We start from the raw sequence: 14,719 nt of genomic DNA on the forward strand, positions 1-14,719 counted from the left end.
TGAAGCTTTCGGTGGCCCTTGTCGAGCCACCGAAACCCTAGATCACGAAAAAGTCACGCGCAAACTGAGCCGAGTCACTCAGGAATCTCAGACCCCATAGATCACTGTGGTCACGGGAAATCGTCATTCTCCTGAGAATTGTGGACCAGAAGTCTCAGCGGCGGCAGCATCCCCTCCCCGGCCAGCGCATGCAGCGCCCGCCGCTCGTCATCGGCCAGGGCCAGCGGCTCGGTGGCCGGCTCCCCGAGCAGCACGGACACCACACAGTCCGCGCAGGCCACCTCGCGCATCACGCAGGTATGGCAATCGATCAGCACCGGCTCGGCCTCGGGCTGTTGGCCCCAGTCCCGGGCCATCGGGTTGCGTGCATCGTTCATGGCCCCCACCGTGCCGAGGCCCACTGACACTTTTTCGTCCTCCCCCGCCCCGGGCCGGGAAAAATCACAACGATGTGATCTTCGGCCGAATTCTGTCGGAGGCCCGGCCTAGCGTCTGGGACATGAGCCTTGCATCCCTCCCCCACACCCGGGCCACGGCCGCCGCCGACCCGGCCTATCAACCCAGTTTCGAAGAGTTGGGTACGCCGCTGTCGGAGGTGACCTTCTGCGTGGTGGACCTGGAGACCACCGGCGGCGGCGCCGAGGACACCATCACCGAGATCGGTGCGGTGAAGGTGCGCGGCGGCGAGGTCTGTGGCGAGTTCCAGACCCTGGTCAATCCGAACACCACGATCGCTCCGCTGATCCAGGTCCTCACCGGAATCACCAATCAGATGGTGGCCGACGCCCCCTCCCTGTCGGCGAGCCTGCCGGGCTTTCTGGAGTTCGCCCGCGGCACCGTGCTGGTGGCCCACAATGCCGCCTTCGACATCGGCCACCTGAAGCGGGCCTGCGCCGACCGTGACACCCCCTGGCCGGGCAACCAGGTGCTGGACACCCTGGCGCTGGCCCGCTGCATCCTGCTGCGCGACGAGGTGCCCAATTTCAAGCTGGGCACCCTGGCCGCCCACGTGCACAGCACCGTCGAGCCGAACCACCGCGCACTGTCGGATGCCCGGGCCACCGTCGACGTGCTGCACGCCCTGATCGAACGGGTCGGCAGCCTCGGCGTCCACAGCCTGGAGGATCTGCGTGAGTTCACCCGGCGGGTGCCCCGGGCGCGCCGGGCCAAGCGGGGCTGGGCCGACGCGCTGCCCGCTGCCCCCGGGGTGTATCTGTTCCACCACGACCATCCCGATCCCGAGGCACCCGACGGGGTGCGCCGCGAGGTGCTCTACGTCGGCAAGTCCGGCAATCTGCAACGGCGGGTCCGCAGCTACTTCACCGCCTCGGAGAAGCGGGCCCGGATCAACGAGATGGTCCAGATCGCCACCGGGGTGAGTCATGTGGTGTGCCACACCGAGCTCCACGCCGAGGTGACCGAGCTGCGGATGATCGCCACCCATGCCCCGCGCTACAACCGACGCTCCAAGAATCCGCACCGGGCCACTTGGCTGCGGCTCACCGACGAGCTGTTTCCGCGGCTGTCGCTGGTCCGGACGGTGACCGCCGACGGGGTGCACCTCGGCCCGTTCCGGTCCCGGCGGACCGCCGAGGAGGTCCGCGATGCCCTGCACGACGCGTTCCGGCTGCGCCAGTGCACCGACCGGATCCCGGCCCGCCAGGACGGCAGCCCGTGTGCACTGGCCGGCATGGGCCGCTGCCCCGCCCCGTGCGACGGCTCGGTGTCCCCCGCGGCGTACGCCCGGATCGCCGGTGCGGCCGGGGCGGCGATGGCCGGCGACGTGGCCGGGGTGAACGGTGCGCTGACGGCCCGGATCACCCGGCTGGCCGACGCGGAGCGGTTCGAGGAGGCCGGCCAGGTCCGTGACCGGATGCTCACCTGGGCGGAGTCCCTGCGCCGGTTCCACCGATTCACCGCCCTGGCCCGCTGCCGCCAGCTGGTGGCCACCGCCCCGGTGGAGGGCGGCTGGGCGGTCCACGTCATCCGGTACGGCCGGCTGGCCGCGGCCGGGCTGGCCCGCCCCGGGGAGCATCCCCCGACCTTCGCGGCCGGCCTGGTGACCACCGCGGAGTCGGTGCCCGCTCCGTCAGCCCCGTTGCCGGCCGCGACCGTGGCCGAAACCGAGTGTCTGGCCGGCTGGCTGGAGCGCCCCGGCGTACGCCTGCTGGAGGTGGACGGGGAATGGAGCTGGCCGCTGCACCTGGCCGAGTGACCCGCGGCCTCAGCCGGCGAAGGCCCCCGGGTCCGGTGGGACTCGGGGGCCTTCGGGAGTGCTGCGCGCTGCGATCAGTGCTTGCCGGTCAACTCCGGATCGTGCACATCGTCGAGCTCGCCATGCTTCTCGTGCTCGATGTGATCGCGAGCCGCGATCAGTTCCTCTGCGGTCGGGATCTCCACCCGATCCTTGTAGAACCAGCGCGACCAACGGGACCGGTTCCGCGAGACGACGTCCTTCTTGGCCAGGCCATTGCGGTCGTCGGCCGCGGTCGCATCCAGCGGCATGTACTGCTTGTGCTGGGTGAGGGTCCAGGCCTCGTCGTGGGAGATCGGCAGATGCGGCTCGTAGTAGCCACCATCGGCGGTCCGCATCATCGTGCCGGTCTCCGAGCCGTGCAGCAGGCGCTCCTGATCCTTGCGCTGCAGACCCAGGCAGATCCGCTTGGTGATGATGAAGGCGAGGATCGGGGCCAGGAACACCATCACCCGCATCACCTCGGTCACCTGGTTCAGCGAAACATGGAACCGGATGGCCAGGATGTCGTTACCGCCGGACAGCCAGAACATCGCGTACACCGACATCGCGGCCACCCCGATCGCGGTCCGGGTCGCGGCGTTGCGCGGCCGGTCCACGATGTGGTGCTCGGAGTCATCCCCGGTGAGCCACTTCTCGATGAACGGATAGACACCGAGGCTGACGAACAGCAGGCCCAGGAAGCCCAGACCCGGAATCATCACGTTCCACGACCAGGTCGTGCCACCGATGTAGGACTCGATGTTCGGCATGATCCGGACCGCGCCTTCGGCCGGGCCCATGTACCAGTCGGGCTGCGAGCCCGCGGTCACCTGCGCCGGGTTGTACGGACCGACCACCCAGACCGGGTTGATCTGCACGAAGGTGCCCAGCAGGGTGAGGAAGCCGCTCACGATGAAGAACAGGCCACCGGCCTTGGCAGCGAAGGTCGGGAACATCGGGATACCGACGACGTTGGTCTCGGTACGCCCGGGGCCCGGGTACTGCGAGTGCTTGTGGTAGAAGACCAGCGCCAGGTGCGCGGCGATCAGACCCAGGATCAGGCCCGGCAGCAGCAGGATGTGCACCATGTAGAGCCGGGGCACGATCAGGGTCCCCGGGAACTCGCCGCCGAACAGGAAGAACTCGACCCAGGTGCCGACCAGCGGGATGGATCGGATCAGGCCGTCGGCGAACCGGAGACCGGTACCCGACAGCAGGTCGTCGGGCAGGGAGTAGCCGGCGAAGCCCTCGATGGTGCCCATGATGAGCAGGCCGACACCGAGCAGCCAGTTGATCTCGCGCGGCTTGCGGAAGGCGCCGGTGAAGAACACGCGCAGGGCGTGCACCATCATCGCCGCCACGAACGTCATCGCGGCCCAGTGGTGGATCTGGCGAACCAGCAGACCGCCGCGGATGTCGAAGGAGATGTTCAACGTGGAGGCGAACGCCTCCGACATCGGCAGGCCCTTCAACAGCTGGTAGGAGCCCTGGTATTCGATCTCACCCATCGACGGCTTGAACCAGATCGTCAGGAAGACGCCGGTGACCAGCAGGATGATGAACGAATACAGCGCGATCTCACCGAGCATGAACGACCAGTGGTCGGGGAAGATCTTGCGGAGCAGGAAGTTCCCGATCCCGCCGAGACCGACCCGGTCATCGCCCCATTTGGCGGCCGGGCCCAACTTCTTCAACGGGGGGTTCGGCTTGACCGCGTTGTGCGGCTGGACCACCTCCGTGGATACCTGTGCAGGCTTGGCCATCAGTACTCACCCTTGTCGTTCTCGCGGTTGAAGGGACGCTCGAAGAAGCTCGGTCCGACCGCCACCTCGAAGTCGCGCTGGGCAATCAGGTACCCCTCGGCGTCCACGGTGATCGGCAACTGCGGAAGAGCGCGCGCTGCCGGGCCGAAGACGACCTTGCCGTGGTTGCCCAGGTCGAAGGTCGACTGGTGACACGGGCACAGCAGGTGGTGGGTCTGCTGCTCCCACAGCGAGATCGGGCAACCGACGTGGGTGCAGATCTTGGAGAACGCCAGGATGCCGCCGACCTGCCAGTCCTCGCGACCGGTGATGTTGATCGTGTTCGGGTCCATCCGGACCACGATGATCGCGGACTTGGCCTTCTCACTCTGGAACCGCGCCGGATCGCTGTGGTGCAGTTCCTCCAGGTTGCTCGGCTCGCCGTTGATCAGCTGGCCGATCTCCATGTCGGAGGCCTTGATCCGCTCGTAGGTCACATCGTTGACCAGGTAGATGGTCTTGCTCTCGGTCTCGGCGAACAGGGTCCGCTCGAGGGTCCGGTGCCGGGTGCTGGGCAACGGCCACGGACCCGCGTCGGCCAGGGTCACCAGCGGCGCCAGGGCGGTCAGGCCCAGGGCGCCCAGCAGGCTCCAGCCGATGATGCTGCGGCGACCGTAGATGTTGGCGTCCTTGCCCATCGCCTCCAGCTTCTCCAGCACGAGCTGCTTGTTCTCCGGGGTGGAGGACAGCTGATGCCGCTCTTCGGCGATCTCCCGGTCGTTCATGATCCGGCGGGCCCACTGGACCAGGCCGATCCCGATCAGGAGGATGGCCAGGCCGAGGAACAGACCCATGTAGAAGTGCTGCGCCGACATGCCGAGCACCGGCACGATCGGACCGCCGTAGCTCTCCTCCGGGTTGCGACCCAGCGGACCGGGAATCGCGAAGTAGGCCACGATGAACGCGATCGCGAACAGCGGGGACAGCGCGAAGCAGGCAACGATCTGCCGGGTCGCGCGCCGGTTCGCGCCTTCGTCCTCATCGCTCCACCGGTTGACGTGCTCCTCGATCCCGGGGTTCGGCACCGGCTGCGCCTGAATCCAGCCGTGCTCGTTCACGTCCGGGGTCTTGACGTCGTTCTGCTCGCTCATTTGACCCGAGCTCCCTTCGATGCGATCCACGTGACCAGCAGGAGCAGACCACCGATACCGACGACCCAGGCGACCAGGCCCTCGACCACCGGACCGAGCCCACCCAGGCCGAAACCGCCGTAGTTGGGCTGGCTGTCGACCGACTTGAGGTAGCCGATGATCTGGTTGACGTCCTGATCGGTCAGATTCTTCTCACTGAACACCGGCATCTGCTGAGGACCGGTACGCAGGGCCTCCCAGATGTGCTTGTTCTCGACGTTGGTCAGCGCGGGGGCGTACTTGCCCTCGGGCAGTGCGCCACCCTGACCGGTGAGGTTGTGACAGGCCGAGCAGTTGGTCCGGAACAGTTCGCCGCCCTTGGCCACACCCTCGGGGTCGGTGGCCGGGTTGACCCCGGCGTACTGCTGCTCGGTCGGGATCTGCGGGCCCGGGCCGAGCGAATCCACGTACGCGGCCAGGTCGCGGATCTGCTGCTGGCTGTAGACGACGTTCTTGCGCGGGGCCTGCGCGCCCGGGTTGGCCATCGGCATCCGGCCGGTGCCCACCTGGAAGTCGACCGCGGCACCGCCGACACCGACCAGGGACGGTCCGGCGAACTGCTCGGGCTGGGCGTTGTCCGGCTTGAGCGAACCACCCTCACCGTTCATGCCGTGGCAGGAGGCACAGCCCACCAGGAACAGTTCCCGGCCCTTCGCGGCATCGCCGGGGGCCAGGGCCTCCTCGGCGGAGGACTTGCCGGCCGGGGCGAACCCGGCGTACAGGCCACCCACAATAAGTAGAGCGACCAGCAGCATCAGCGGCTTGAAGGCCGGATGCCGACGCTTGGCTGACAGGAAACTCACGAGTGCGTACCTTCCTGGGTGAGAATGATCTGGCGAGGCAGCTTAGCCACTGCCGAGGCGGTGCGGGTGCTCATCGCAGGAAGTACAGGACGCCGAACAGAATGATCCACACCACATCGACGAAGTGCCAGTAGTAGGACACCACAACAGCGGTGATGGCCTGCTCATGGGTGAACTTCCGGGCCAGATAGGTCCGGCCCAGCACCAGCAGGAAGGCGATCAGGCCACCGGTCACGTGCAGGCCGTGGAATCCCGTGGCCAGGAAGAACAGCGACCAGTACACGTTGGTCTGCGGCGCCATGCCGTGGCTGAACAGGGTGGCGTACTCATACACCTGACCGGCGATGAAGACCGAGCCCATCACGAAGGTAAGGATGTACCACTCGCGCAGGCCCCACTTGGCCACATTGAACATGCCCGCCGTGCGGCCCACCTGGCCCCGCTCGGCCGCGAACACGCCCATCTGGCAGGTCACCGAGGAGAGCACCAGGACCGCGGTGTTCCCGGTGGACAGGGGGATATTGAGCATCGAGGTACCCTCGGCCCACATGGCCCCACCGTCGAGGCTGGTCTGCGCCGCGCGGGTCGAGAAGTACGCGGCGAACAGCGCCGCGAAGAACATCAGCTCCGAGGCCAGCCAGATCAGCACCCCCACCGACATCATGTCGGGTCGACCCTTGACGCCGCCGGCGCGGACCGGGGAGACCGGGTGGAGGCTGCCCGGGGGCAGTTCAGTCGTCGTCTCTGCAGAAGTAGCCACGTCAGCATTATGTCGAGCTTTTCTCCGCAGGTCATGTCATCTGCCAAAAGTGGTCTCACGAGGTGATCCAGGGTTTCCCGCAGCCCACCGCGCGGGGCGCGCTAGCATGCGGCTTGGATGCCCACGTGGGGTCCGCCCAGCCGAGTCACGAAGGAGCGCAGCATGAGCGCGGAAGCCGCCGGGGCCCCTGCCGAAACCTGTCAGATCCTGGTCTATTCCGATGACCGCGCGGTGCGGGAGCAGACGGTGCTGGCCCTGGGCCGACGGGTCGCCGAGGATCTTCCCGAGATCGAAACGGTCGAGTGCGCGACCCAGGCCGCGGTGCTCGCCGCCCTGGACGAGGGCGGCTACGACCTGGTGATTCTGGACGGCGAGGCCGTTCCGGCCGGCGGGATGGGCGTGTGCCGCCAGATCAAGGACGAGATCTACGACTGCCCGCCGGCCCTGCTGCTGGTCGGGCGCCGCGATGACGCCTGGCTGGCGACCTGGTCGCGTGCCGACGGCGTGGTCACCCACCCCGTCGATCCGGTACGCCTCCCCCGCGCCGCCGCCGAACTGCTCCGGCTGCGTCGCAGCGAGCACACGCAGGTGGCCCGCGGATGACGGCGCAGACATTCACCTGGCCCGATGTGCTGAGCCAACTGGTGGCCCGTCGTGACCTGAGTGCGGAGCAGGCGACCTGGGCGATGACCGAGATCCTGGAGGGCAACACCTCCCCCATCCGGGTCGCCGGATTCGCCGTGGCGCTGCGCGCCAAGGGGGAATCGGTGATCGAGCTCGAGGCGCTGGCCGACGTGATGCTGTCGCTGACCAATCAGGTGCAGATCTCCGGGGTCGCGGTGGATGTGGTCGGGACCGGCGGGGACCGGGCCAACACCGTGAACATCTCCACGATGGCCTCGATCGTCGCCGCCGCTGCCGGCGCGCGGGTGGTCAAGCACGGCAACCGCTCGGCCTCCTCCCAGTGCGGGACCGCGGACGTGCTGGAGGCGGTGGGGCTGAATCTCACCGTCCCGGCCGACAAGCAGCAGCAGGTGATGGATGCCGCCGGCCTGGTCTTCCTGTTCGCGCCGATGTACCACTCCTCGCTCAAGCACGCCGCCGGCCCGCGTCGGGAACTGGGCATCTCGACCACCTTCAACTTCCTCGGCCCGCTGGCCAACCCGGCCAAACCGCGGGCCCAGGCGATCGGGGTGGCGGATCGGTCGATGGCTCCGCTGATGGCCGGGGTGCTGGCTCGCCGCGGCAACCAGGGGATGGTCTTCCACGGCGGGGACGGCCTGGACGAGCTGACCACCACCACCGATTCCCTGGTCTGGCTGATCGCCGACGGGGAGGTCGTGGAGACCACCCTGGATCCCCGGGAACTCGGCCTGGCCCGGACGACGCCGGAATCACTGGTCGGCGGACCGCCGGAGGTGAACGCCCGGATCCTGCGGGAGACCTTCGCCGGCGCCCCGGGACCGGTACGCGACATCGTGGTCCTCAACGGCGCCGCCGCACTGCTGGCCCACGACAAGCCGGACCTGTCGGTCTCCCTGACCGAGCAACTGCGGGATCGGGTGGACCGGGTCCGGGCAGCGTTGGACGAGGGTGCCGCGGCCGAGCGGTTGGACCGGTGGGTGAGCGCCAGCCAGGCGGTCTGAGGACGCCTCACCCCACGGCCAGGGCAGCGAACGCACCGGCGACCAGGGAGGGTCCGTAGGGGAACGGGCCCCGGCCGTGCCGGATCAGGTGCACCAGGCCGGTCAGCGCGCCCAGTGCGGTTCCCAGCACCAGTGCGGCCAGCAGCGTCTGTCCCCCGTACGCCGCGGCAACCGCACCGATCACCGGCATCAACCGGACATCGCCGAACCCGATGCTGCCGCTGATCCGCCAGACCAGCCAGAAGAAGCCGCCGGCGATCGCGGCACCGATCAGGGGTGGCCACCAGGCTGCCCCGGCCAGGCAGGCGGCCAGCCAGGCGGCGACGGTGAGGCCCCACAGCCCCTGGGTCAGCCGCAGCGGGAGCCAAGTGGTGACGGCATCGATGCAGACCAACAGCACCCCGACAGTGGCCAGCGGCCAGGCGAGCCAGGTCCGCGGCTCCCCCGGTACGCCGGTGGCCAGCACGCTCAGCGCCGCGGCGGCCACGAACGCGCCGACCGCCTGGGCGAACCTCGGGGTGGCCAACGCGGCGTAGCGGATCTTGCCGCCGGGCGCCGTGTCGTCCGGCTCGGCCAGCCGGCGCAGCACGGGGCCGCCGGCCAGCCCGACCAGCAGGCCGAGGACGGCGGCCACGGCCAGTGCCATGAAAGCATCGGCGAGGAGGGTATCGGCGAGGGTCGACACGGGAGCCACCCTAGGCCGCTCGGGGTCGCAGGACCCGGTGGCCGCGGGCGTCCCGGTGGCGGCCCGCGTCCCGCTGGCGGCCGGCGGCCCGGTCCTGCCGGGTGGCTTCGGCCAGCAGCAGGGTCAGCGCCGACACCAGCACCGGTTCACGCCGGCGGATCCGGCGTACCTGGTCGGGCGTGAGCCGGAGTTGGCGGCGTACCTCGACCTCCGGCACCCCGGCGGCCAGCAGCCGGCCCACCGGGAGCGTGAGCTGCTCCGCCGGCACGAGGGTGCGCCGGACCTGGTGCAGGTCGGCTGCCTCCAACTCGAACAGGGCTCGGGCGTGGGGTGGGTACAGCCGGCGCAGCGGCCGTCCCCCGGTGCGTCCGAACAGCAGCGTCCGCACCGGCTCCAGCGGGACGCCCGCGGCGACCGCGACGGCCTGCCAGGGCAGGTCGGTCTCGGCCATCAGCAGGCGAAGCTTCGCCCGGAACGGGGCGGCCTCCACCCAGCTCTGCGGCCCGGGGATCGTCGAGGTCGGACAGCATGGTTCGCGGACGGATTGCATGGGCACCTCCAGGACGAAAAAACTCTCTTCACCTGGAACAGGCCCAAAAATGACCTCCGATGTGAGGCACCGCGGATCACGATTGCGTCACGGTCCCGCTCGCTGCGGGCTGAGGTCCCGTTCGCCATCGACCACCAGTCCCGCGCCCCGGCGGAGATGCGTGAGGGGGCGGACACCGTCGGTGTCCGCCCCCTGCGAAGGTGGGTCCGGCCGCCGTACGGCGCCCGGTCGGTACCTCAGCTCAGCGCTGAGCCTTGGCGAAGCCGGCGCCCTCGGCCGCCTTCTCCGAGTTGAACCACACGTCGGCGATGGTGCGCTCGTAGCCACCGGTGCCGGGGGTATGGAACTTCTTCGAGCGCTCGTTGCCCTTGATGTCGAAGCCGGCCGGCGGCTGGTCCCCGACGTAGGCACCCTCGCCGTACTTGGCGCCGGCAGCGCTGTCGGCCGCGGCAGTGCCGGCGGCGGCAGCGGTGCTGCCGGTGGCAGCCGAGGTGGAAGCCGGGTCGGTGACGCCGTAGTCACCGGCTGCGCCGTAGGTGGCCGGCTCGGTGGTCGCAGTCGCGGCGGCCGCGTCGGTGGCCTGGGCGGCCGGGGCGGCGGTCTCGGCGGCCGGGGCTGCGGTCTCGGCGGCCGGGGCTGCGGCTTCGGCAGCCGGGGCGGCGGTCTCGGCGGGCACCTTGACCTGCTCGGTGAAGGACTGGCTGGTGCCGGTCTGCTTCGCCGCGGCCTGGTCGGTGTCCGGGTTCGAGGTGTACGCCGAGGCGCTGTGGCTCTGCCATTCGTTGTCGGCGGGGGCCATGAACTTCTTGTACAGCAGCACGGCGATGCCGCCCAGACCGGCGATCACCAGCAGCGGAACGAACCAGCCCTTGCCGCCCTTGCCCTTGGCCTTCTTCTCGGCCCTGGCCAGCGCCTTGTCGGCCGCCTTGGCGGTCTGCTCGAGCTCCTTGGCCCGGATGTTGGCCCGCTTGGCGGCCTCCTTGGCAGCCTTGCGACCGACCGGGGCGGCGGCCAGCACGACCGGCTTGGCGGCCTCGTCCAGCGCGGCCTGGGCCTTGGGCACCCAGGTGTTGATCGCGCCCTGGGCCGTGGCCACGGCGGGGGCAACCTTTTCCAGGACGTCGTTCACCTTCGGCTGCAGCGCATCCAGCGCCTGGTTGGCAGCGGAAGCTCCCCGGACCTTGGCCTGTTCGGCGAGGGGCGCCAGACGCTCCATCCCCTCGTTGTAGAGCGGGCTGAGCTTGTCCAACTCCTGGCCCACGTAGTCCTTGGCCGCGGCAAGGGTGTCCGCGGCCGTGTGAGTAGTCTCTGCGGCGGCGTGCTTCACGTTTCCTCCGTATTGGTAGGTTGGCTCCACATCGTGGAGTTGCTCCTCCACGGTATAGGGCACCGGGGAACCGCCCGAACAGGCCCCACCCGCGTGCCGTACTCGCAGCTAGGAAGGAATCCTGTGACCACTGCCACCCTCCACACCAATCACGGTGATGTGAAGATCAACCTGCTGGACACCCACGCCCCCACCACGGTGGCCAACTTCGTGGGCCTGGCCAACGGCACCAAGGAGTACGCCGATCCCGAGACGGGCAAGGCGACCACGGGCAAGTTCTACGACGGACTCACCTTCCACCGCATCATCCCCGGCTTCATGATCCAGGGTGGCTGCCCGCTGGGCACCGGCACCGGTGGCCCCGGCTACGACTTCGCCGACGAGTTCCACCCCGAGCTGCAGTTCTCCAAGCCCTACCTGCTGGCCATGGCCAACGCCGGGCCCAACACCAACGGCTCGCAGTTCTTCATCACCGTTGCCCCGACTCCGCACCTGAACCGGCGCCACACCATCTTCGGCGAGGTCGCCGATGAGGCCTCGCGCAAGGTTGTCGACGAGATCGCCAACGTGCGCACCGGCCGGATGGACCGCCCGGTCGAGCCCGTGGTCATCGAGTCGGTCGAGATTTCCTGACCGTGTCCGACCGCGACGCCACCCCCGACGACCCGCGCGACCGGCCCGGGGGCATCGACCCGGCCGATCCGCAGGGGTCGATCGACCATCCGAATCCGTCCGACGGGAGCTCGGCTGAGTCGAGCGACGCCGGAGCGATCGACGAGACGTGGGCGGCGTTCGCGCGCTCGGGCGGTGGGGCGGCGCCGTCGGAGGACAGTCGCTTCCAACCCTGCTACCGACATCGGGAGCGGATGACCGGGATCACCTGTCAGCGCTGCTCCAAACCGATCTGCGGGGCCTGCATGCACCCGGCCTCGGTCGGCTTCCAGTGCCCCGACTGTGTCGGCGCCGCCGCGGCGGCCGAGCACGAACACCGCCGCCGTCGCGGTGGTGTCCCGCGGTGGCTGCGCAAGATCGGCGAGTCCGGCACCCTGGCCCTGGTCGCGGTGCTTGCCGTGGTCGGGGTGGCGGATCTGATCACCGGCAACCTGCTGTTCGCCTGGCTCGGCTATTCCGGACCGTGGATCGCCGCCGGGCAGTTCTGGCGTCCGCTGACCGGCACGCTGTTCAGCGTCGGCGCGTTCAGTCTGCTGATCAATCTGGTCTTCCTGTACCTGATCGGGCGCAATGTCGAGAGCGTGCTCGGTCGCTGGCCCCTGATCGGGGTCTGGCTCGCCTCCGGTCTCGGGGCGGCTGCCGCGCTCAGCCTGTTCTCCCCCGTCGAATACTGGCCGCTGACCAATGCCGGCATCCTCGGTCTGCTGGCCGCGGTGATGATCCTCAAGCACCACGCCCGGATCGACATTCGGCCCGACCTGATCCTGCTGGGCCTGCTGGTCGGGTTCTCGGTGCTGATGGGTCTGTTCGGCGGATCGGCCGCATCCTGGATCAGCCAACTCGGCGGGATCGCCGCCGGCTGCGGCGCCGGGGCGCTTCTCGCCTATCCGCGGGGGCGTACCCGCGTACGCACCCAGCGGCTGGGCGTGATCGGGCTGATCGTCGTGCTCTGGGTCGTGGCCGTGGTCGGCACCCTGATCTGATCCCCGAGCGCCGAGCAGTCCGCGCCCGATAGTGGCCTGCCGCTAGAGTCGGGCCGTAGCGCTACGAAGGAGGATGGATGTTCACCGCGATCGTGTTCGTCAATGCCGAGGTCGACAAGATCCCCGAGGTCGCCCAACAGATTGCCGATCTGGACGGGGTGACCGAGGTGTACTCGGTCACCGGACACATCGACCTGATCGTGATGGTGCACGTACGCGACCTCGATCAGGTTGCCGAGGTGGTCTCCGATCAGCTCAACAAGGTCCCCGGCGTGGTGGAGACCGAAACCCACATCGCCTTCCGTGCGTTCTCCCGCCATGACCTCGACGCCGCCTTCTCGCTGGGCGACTGAGCCCGCGTCCCGGCCGCGCCGGGCCCATCCCGACGTGCCCGGACCGGTTGTCCCGGCCGCGCCGGGTCTGCTGCATGCGGAGGTCGATCCGCTGCTGACCGGCACCCGACGGTGGTTCGCCTCGAACCGGCTGGTGGCGATCACCGCGCTGGTGTGTACCGGCATCGCGCTCGCGGTGGTGATCATCACCGTGGTGCTGCTGCAACCCGGCCTGCCCGCCGACCCGGTCTCGATCCCGCCGCGCTGACCGTCCGGGTAACGTGAAGCCGTGCGCTTCCTCAATAACCAGGTCCCCCAGCAGGATCTGACCTACAACGACGTGTTCATGGTCCCCTCCCGCTCCGCGGTCTCCTCGCGGCTGTCGGTCGACCTGACCTCCACCGACGGGATCGCGACCCCGCTCCCCCTCGTCGTGGCGAACATGACCGCCATCTCGGGCCGCCGAATGGCCGAAACGGTGGCTCGGCGGGGTGCGGTGGCGATCCTCCCGCAGGACATTCCCACCGAGGTGGTCGCCGAGGCGATCGCCAAGGTCAAGGCGGCCCACACCCAGTTCGACACCCCGGTGGTGGTCAACCCGAACACCACGGTCGGTGAGGCGATGGCCCTGATGCCCAAGCGGGCGCACAATCTGGTCGTGGTCGTCAGCGGCGACCGGCACAACGGCCGGCTCACCCCGCTGGGTGTGCTCAGCCCGCACGACACCGTCGATGAGGACCGGTTCGCCCAGGTCGGCGATGTGATGAGCACCGATCTGGTCACCGTCACCGCCGACGCCTCCCCCCAGGAAGTGTTCGACGAACTGTCCGACCATCACCTGGACGCCGCCCTGGCCGTCGACGGCGACGAACTGGTCGGCCTGGTCACCCGGAAGGGAGCCCTGCGTTCGGCGCTCTACCAGCCGGCCGTGGACGCCGACGGGAAGCTGCGTATCGGCACCGCGGTCGGGATCAACGGCGATGTGCAGGGCCGGGCCGAGGCGCTGCTGCTGGCCGGCAGCGACATTCTGGTCGTCGACACCGCCCATGGTCACCAGGAGAAGATGCTCGAGGCGTTGCGCACGGTGGCGAAGGTCCGGGATCAGATCGCCCCGCACATCCGGATCGTCGCGGGCAATGTGGTGACCGCCGACGGCGTCCGGGATCTCGTGGACGCCGGGGCCGATGTGGTCAAGGTGGGCGTGGGGCCGGGGGCGATGTGCACCACCCGGATGCAGACCGGCGTCGGCCGCCCGCAGTTCTCCGCCGTACTCGAGTGCGCCGAGGCCGCCCGGGAACTGGGCCGCTCCATCTGGGCCGACGGGGGCGTCCGGTATCCCCGCGATGTCGCCCTCGCCCTGGCGGGCGGGGCCGGCTCGGTGATGATCGGGAGCTGGTTCGCCGGGACGTACGAGTCGACCGGCGAGTTGAAGGTCGACGCGGAGGGGCGGCAGTACAAGGAGTCCTTCGGGATGGCCTCCGCGCGGGCGGTACGGATGCGTACCCGGGACCAGTCCAGCTTCGAGCGGGCCCGCGCCGGCCTGTTCGAGGAGGGCATCTCCAGTTCCCGGATGTACCTGGATCCGCAGCGTCCGGGGGTGGAGGACCTGATCGACTTCATCACCTCCGGGGTCCGCTCCTCGTGCACGTACGCCGGGGCCGCCGACCTGACCGAATTCGCCGACCTGGCCGTGGTGGGGCTGCAGTCCCGCTCGGGCTACGACGAGGGCCGCCCGCTCGACCGGAGCTGGTGACCCTCCCCGAGCCGACCCGCCCCCCAGCGCCCGGAAACAC

Annotated in this window: 16 protein-coding genes; 8 read left to right on the top strand and 8 right to left on the bottom strand. The window is 69.3% G+C overall.

Annotated elements, in window-relative coordinates:
* Positions 1-110 precede the first annotated feature (110 nt).
* Positions 111-377 (bottom strand): hypothetical protein, encoded by a 267-nt coding sequence (locus G531_RS21145; protein WP_174522485.1) that lies wholly within the window; start codon positions 375-377, stop codon positions 111-113.
* Positions 378-499: 122 nt separating this feature from the next.
* Here G531_RS21145 and G531_RS21150 point away from each other — a divergent pair, with 122 nt between their 5' ends.
* Complete coding sequence (locus G531_RS21150; RefSeq protein ID WP_051215194.1) at positions 500-2,215, top strand: DEDD exonuclease domain-containing protein; 1,716 nt, start codon at positions 500-502, stop codon at positions 2,213-2,215.
* A 74-nt stretch (positions 2,216-2,289) separates the two neighbouring features.
* Here the strand turns inward: G531_RS21150 and qcrB are convergent, their stop codons facing one another.
* The 4 genes from qcrB to ctaE all read right to left on the bottom strand — a co-directional run bounded on the left by qcrB (position 2,290) and on the right by ctaE (position 6,731).
* On the bottom strand, positions 2,290-3,999 hold the full coding sequence (gene qcrB / locus G531_RS21155; RefSeq protein WP_081683914.1) for a cytochrome bc1 complex cytochrome b subunit: 1,710 nt from the start codon (positions 3,997-3,999) through the stop codon (positions 2,290-2,292).
* The gene (gene qcrA, locus G531_RS0107260; RefSeq protein WP_081683915.1) at positions 3,999-5,129 is read right to left on the bottom strand and encodes a cytochrome bc1 complex Rieske iron-sulfur subunit; all 1,131 of its coding nucleotides are present in this window, start codon (positions 5,127-5,129) and stop codon (positions 3,999-4,001) included. Before qcrA ends, qcrB begins: the two co-directional genes overlap by 1 nt.
* Positions 5,126-5,971 (bottom strand): cytochrome bc1 complex diheme cytochrome c subunit, encoded by an 846-nt coding sequence (gene qcrC, locus G531_RS0107265; protein ID WP_026926728.1) that lies wholly within the window; start codon positions 5,969-5,971, stop codon positions 5,126-5,128. The genes qcrA and qcrC overlap by 4 nt, the downstream gene beginning before the upstream one ends.
* Positions 5,972-6,041: 70 nt before the next feature.
* Positions 6,042-6,731, bottom strand: coding sequence for an aa3-type cytochrome oxidase subunit III (ctaE, locus tag G531_RS0107270; protein ID WP_428829748.1), 690 nt, complete (start codon positions 6,729-6,731; stop codon positions 6,042-6,044).
* A 162-nt stretch (positions 6,732-6,893) separates the two neighbouring features.
* On the opposite strand from ctaE, the gene G531_RS0107275 reads away from it, so the two are divergent.
* Together G531_RS0107275 and trpD are read left to right on the top strand one after the other, a co-directional pair.
* Positions 6,894-7,334 carry a response regulator transcription factor gene (locus G531_RS0107275; protein WP_051215195.1) on the top strand — a complete coding sequence of 147 codons (441 nt, stop codon included), beginning with the start codon at positions 6,894-6,896 and terminating at the stop codon, positions 7,332-7,334.
* A complete protein-coding gene (trpD, locus tag G531_RS0107280; protein WP_026926731.1) occupies positions 7,331-8,377 on the top strand; it encodes an anthranilate phosphoribosyltransferase in 1,047 nt (348 codons plus the stop codon). Before G531_RS0107275 ends, trpD begins: the two co-directional genes overlap by 4 nt.
* A 7-nt stretch (positions 8,378-8,384) precedes the next feature.
* On the opposite strand, the gene G531_RS24455 is transcribed toward trpD, so the two are convergent.
* The 3 genes from G531_RS24455 to G531_RS26975 all read right to left on the bottom strand — a co-directional run bounded on the left by G531_RS24455 (position 8,385) and on the right by G531_RS26975 (position 10,939).
* Positions 8,385-9,062 (bottom strand): prepilin peptidase, encoded by a 678-nt coding sequence (locus tag G531_RS24455; protein ID WP_145978758.1) that lies wholly within the window; start codon positions 9,060-9,062, stop codon positions 8,385-8,387.
* Positions 9,063-9,072: 10 nt separating this feature from the next.
* On the bottom strand, positions 9,073-9,612 hold the full coding sequence (locus G531_RS0107290; protein ID WP_026926732.1) for a hypothetical protein: 540 nt from the start codon (positions 9,610-9,612) through the stop codon (positions 9,073-9,075).
* 241 nt (positions 9,613-9,853) lie between these two features.
* A complete protein-coding gene (locus tag G531_RS26975; RefSeq protein ID WP_035758157.1) occupies positions 9,854-10,939 on the bottom strand; it encodes a sunset domain-containing protein in 1,086 nt (361 codons plus the stop codon).
* Positions 10,940-11,062: 123 nt separating this feature from the next.
* On the opposite strand from G531_RS26975, the gene G531_RS0107300 reads away from it, so the two are divergent.
* From G531_RS0107300 to G531_RS0107320, 5 genes are all read left to right on the top strand, one after another.
* Positions 11,063-11,572, top strand: coding sequence for a peptidylprolyl isomerase (locus tag G531_RS0107300; RefSeq protein WP_026926733.1), 510 nt, complete (start codon positions 11,063-11,065; stop codon positions 11,570-11,572).
* Between the two features lie 2 nt (positions 11,573-11,574).
* Positions 11,575-12,594 (top strand): rhomboid family intramembrane serine protease, encoded by a 1,020-nt coding sequence (locus tag G531_RS0107305; protein ID WP_026926734.1) that lies wholly within the window; start codon positions 11,575-11,577, stop codon positions 12,592-12,594.
* A 77-nt stretch (positions 12,595-12,671) separates the two neighbouring features.
* A complete protein-coding gene (locus tag G531_RS0107310) occupies positions 12,672-12,947 on the top strand; it encodes an Lrp/AsnC family transcriptional regulator (RefSeq protein WP_026926735.1) in 276 nt (91 codons plus the stop codon).
* 34 nt (positions 12,948-12,981) lie between these two features.
* Positions 12,982-13,194, top strand: a complete 213-nt coding sequence (locus G531_RS0107315) for a hypothetical protein (RefSeq protein WP_026926736.1) — start codon at positions 12,982-12,984, stop codon at positions 13,192-13,194.
* 21 nt (positions 13,195-13,215) lie between these two features.
* Complete coding sequence (locus G531_RS0107320) at positions 13,216-14,679, top strand: GuaB1 family IMP dehydrogenase-related protein (protein ID WP_026926737.1); 1,464 nt, start codon at positions 13,216-13,218, stop codon at positions 14,677-14,679.
* Positions 14,680-14,719: the final 40 nt, after the last annotated feature.

Source organism: Granulicoccus phenolivorans DSM 17626 = NBRC 107789 = JCM 15570, from assembly GCF_000423085.1.
Taxonomy (GTDB): Bacteria; Actinomycetota; Actinomycetes; order Propionibacteriales; family Propionibacteriaceae; genus Granulicoccus; species Granulicoccus phenolivorans.

Excerpts from the sequence above, each read along its gene's own strand:
- G531_RS21150 (WP_051215194.1), top strand. The coding sequence starts at position 500 with ATGAGCCTTGCATCCCTCCCCCACACCCGGGCCACGGCCGCCGCCGAC.
- qcrB (WP_081683914.1), bottom strand. The coding sequence starts at position 3,999 with ATGGCCAAGCCTGCACAGGTATCCACGGAGGTGGTCCAGCCGCACAAC.
- trpD (WP_026926731.1), top strand. The coding sequence starts at position 7,331 with ATGACGGCGCAGACATTCACCTGGCCCGATGTGCTGAGCCAACTGGTG.
- G531_RS0107275 (WP_051215195.1), top strand. The coding sequence starts at position 6,894 with ATGAGCGCGGAAGCCGCCGGGGCCCCTGCCGAAACCTGTCAGATCCTG.
- G531_RS0107310 (WP_026926735.1), top strand. The coding sequence starts at position 12,672 with ATGTTCACCGCGATCGTGTTCGTCAATGCCGAGGTCGACAAGATCCCC.
- G531_RS21145 (WP_174522485.1), bottom strand. The coding sequence starts at position 377 with ATGAACGATGCACGCAACCCGATGGCCCGGGACTGGGGCCAACAGCCC.
- qcrA (WP_081683915.1), bottom strand. The coding sequence starts at position 5,129 with ATGAGCGAGCAGAACGACGTCAAGACCCCGGACGTGAACGAGCACGGC.
- G531_RS0107290 (WP_026926732.1), bottom strand. The coding sequence starts at position 9,612 with ATGCAATCCGTCCGCGAACCATGCTGTCCGACCTCGACGATCCCCGGG.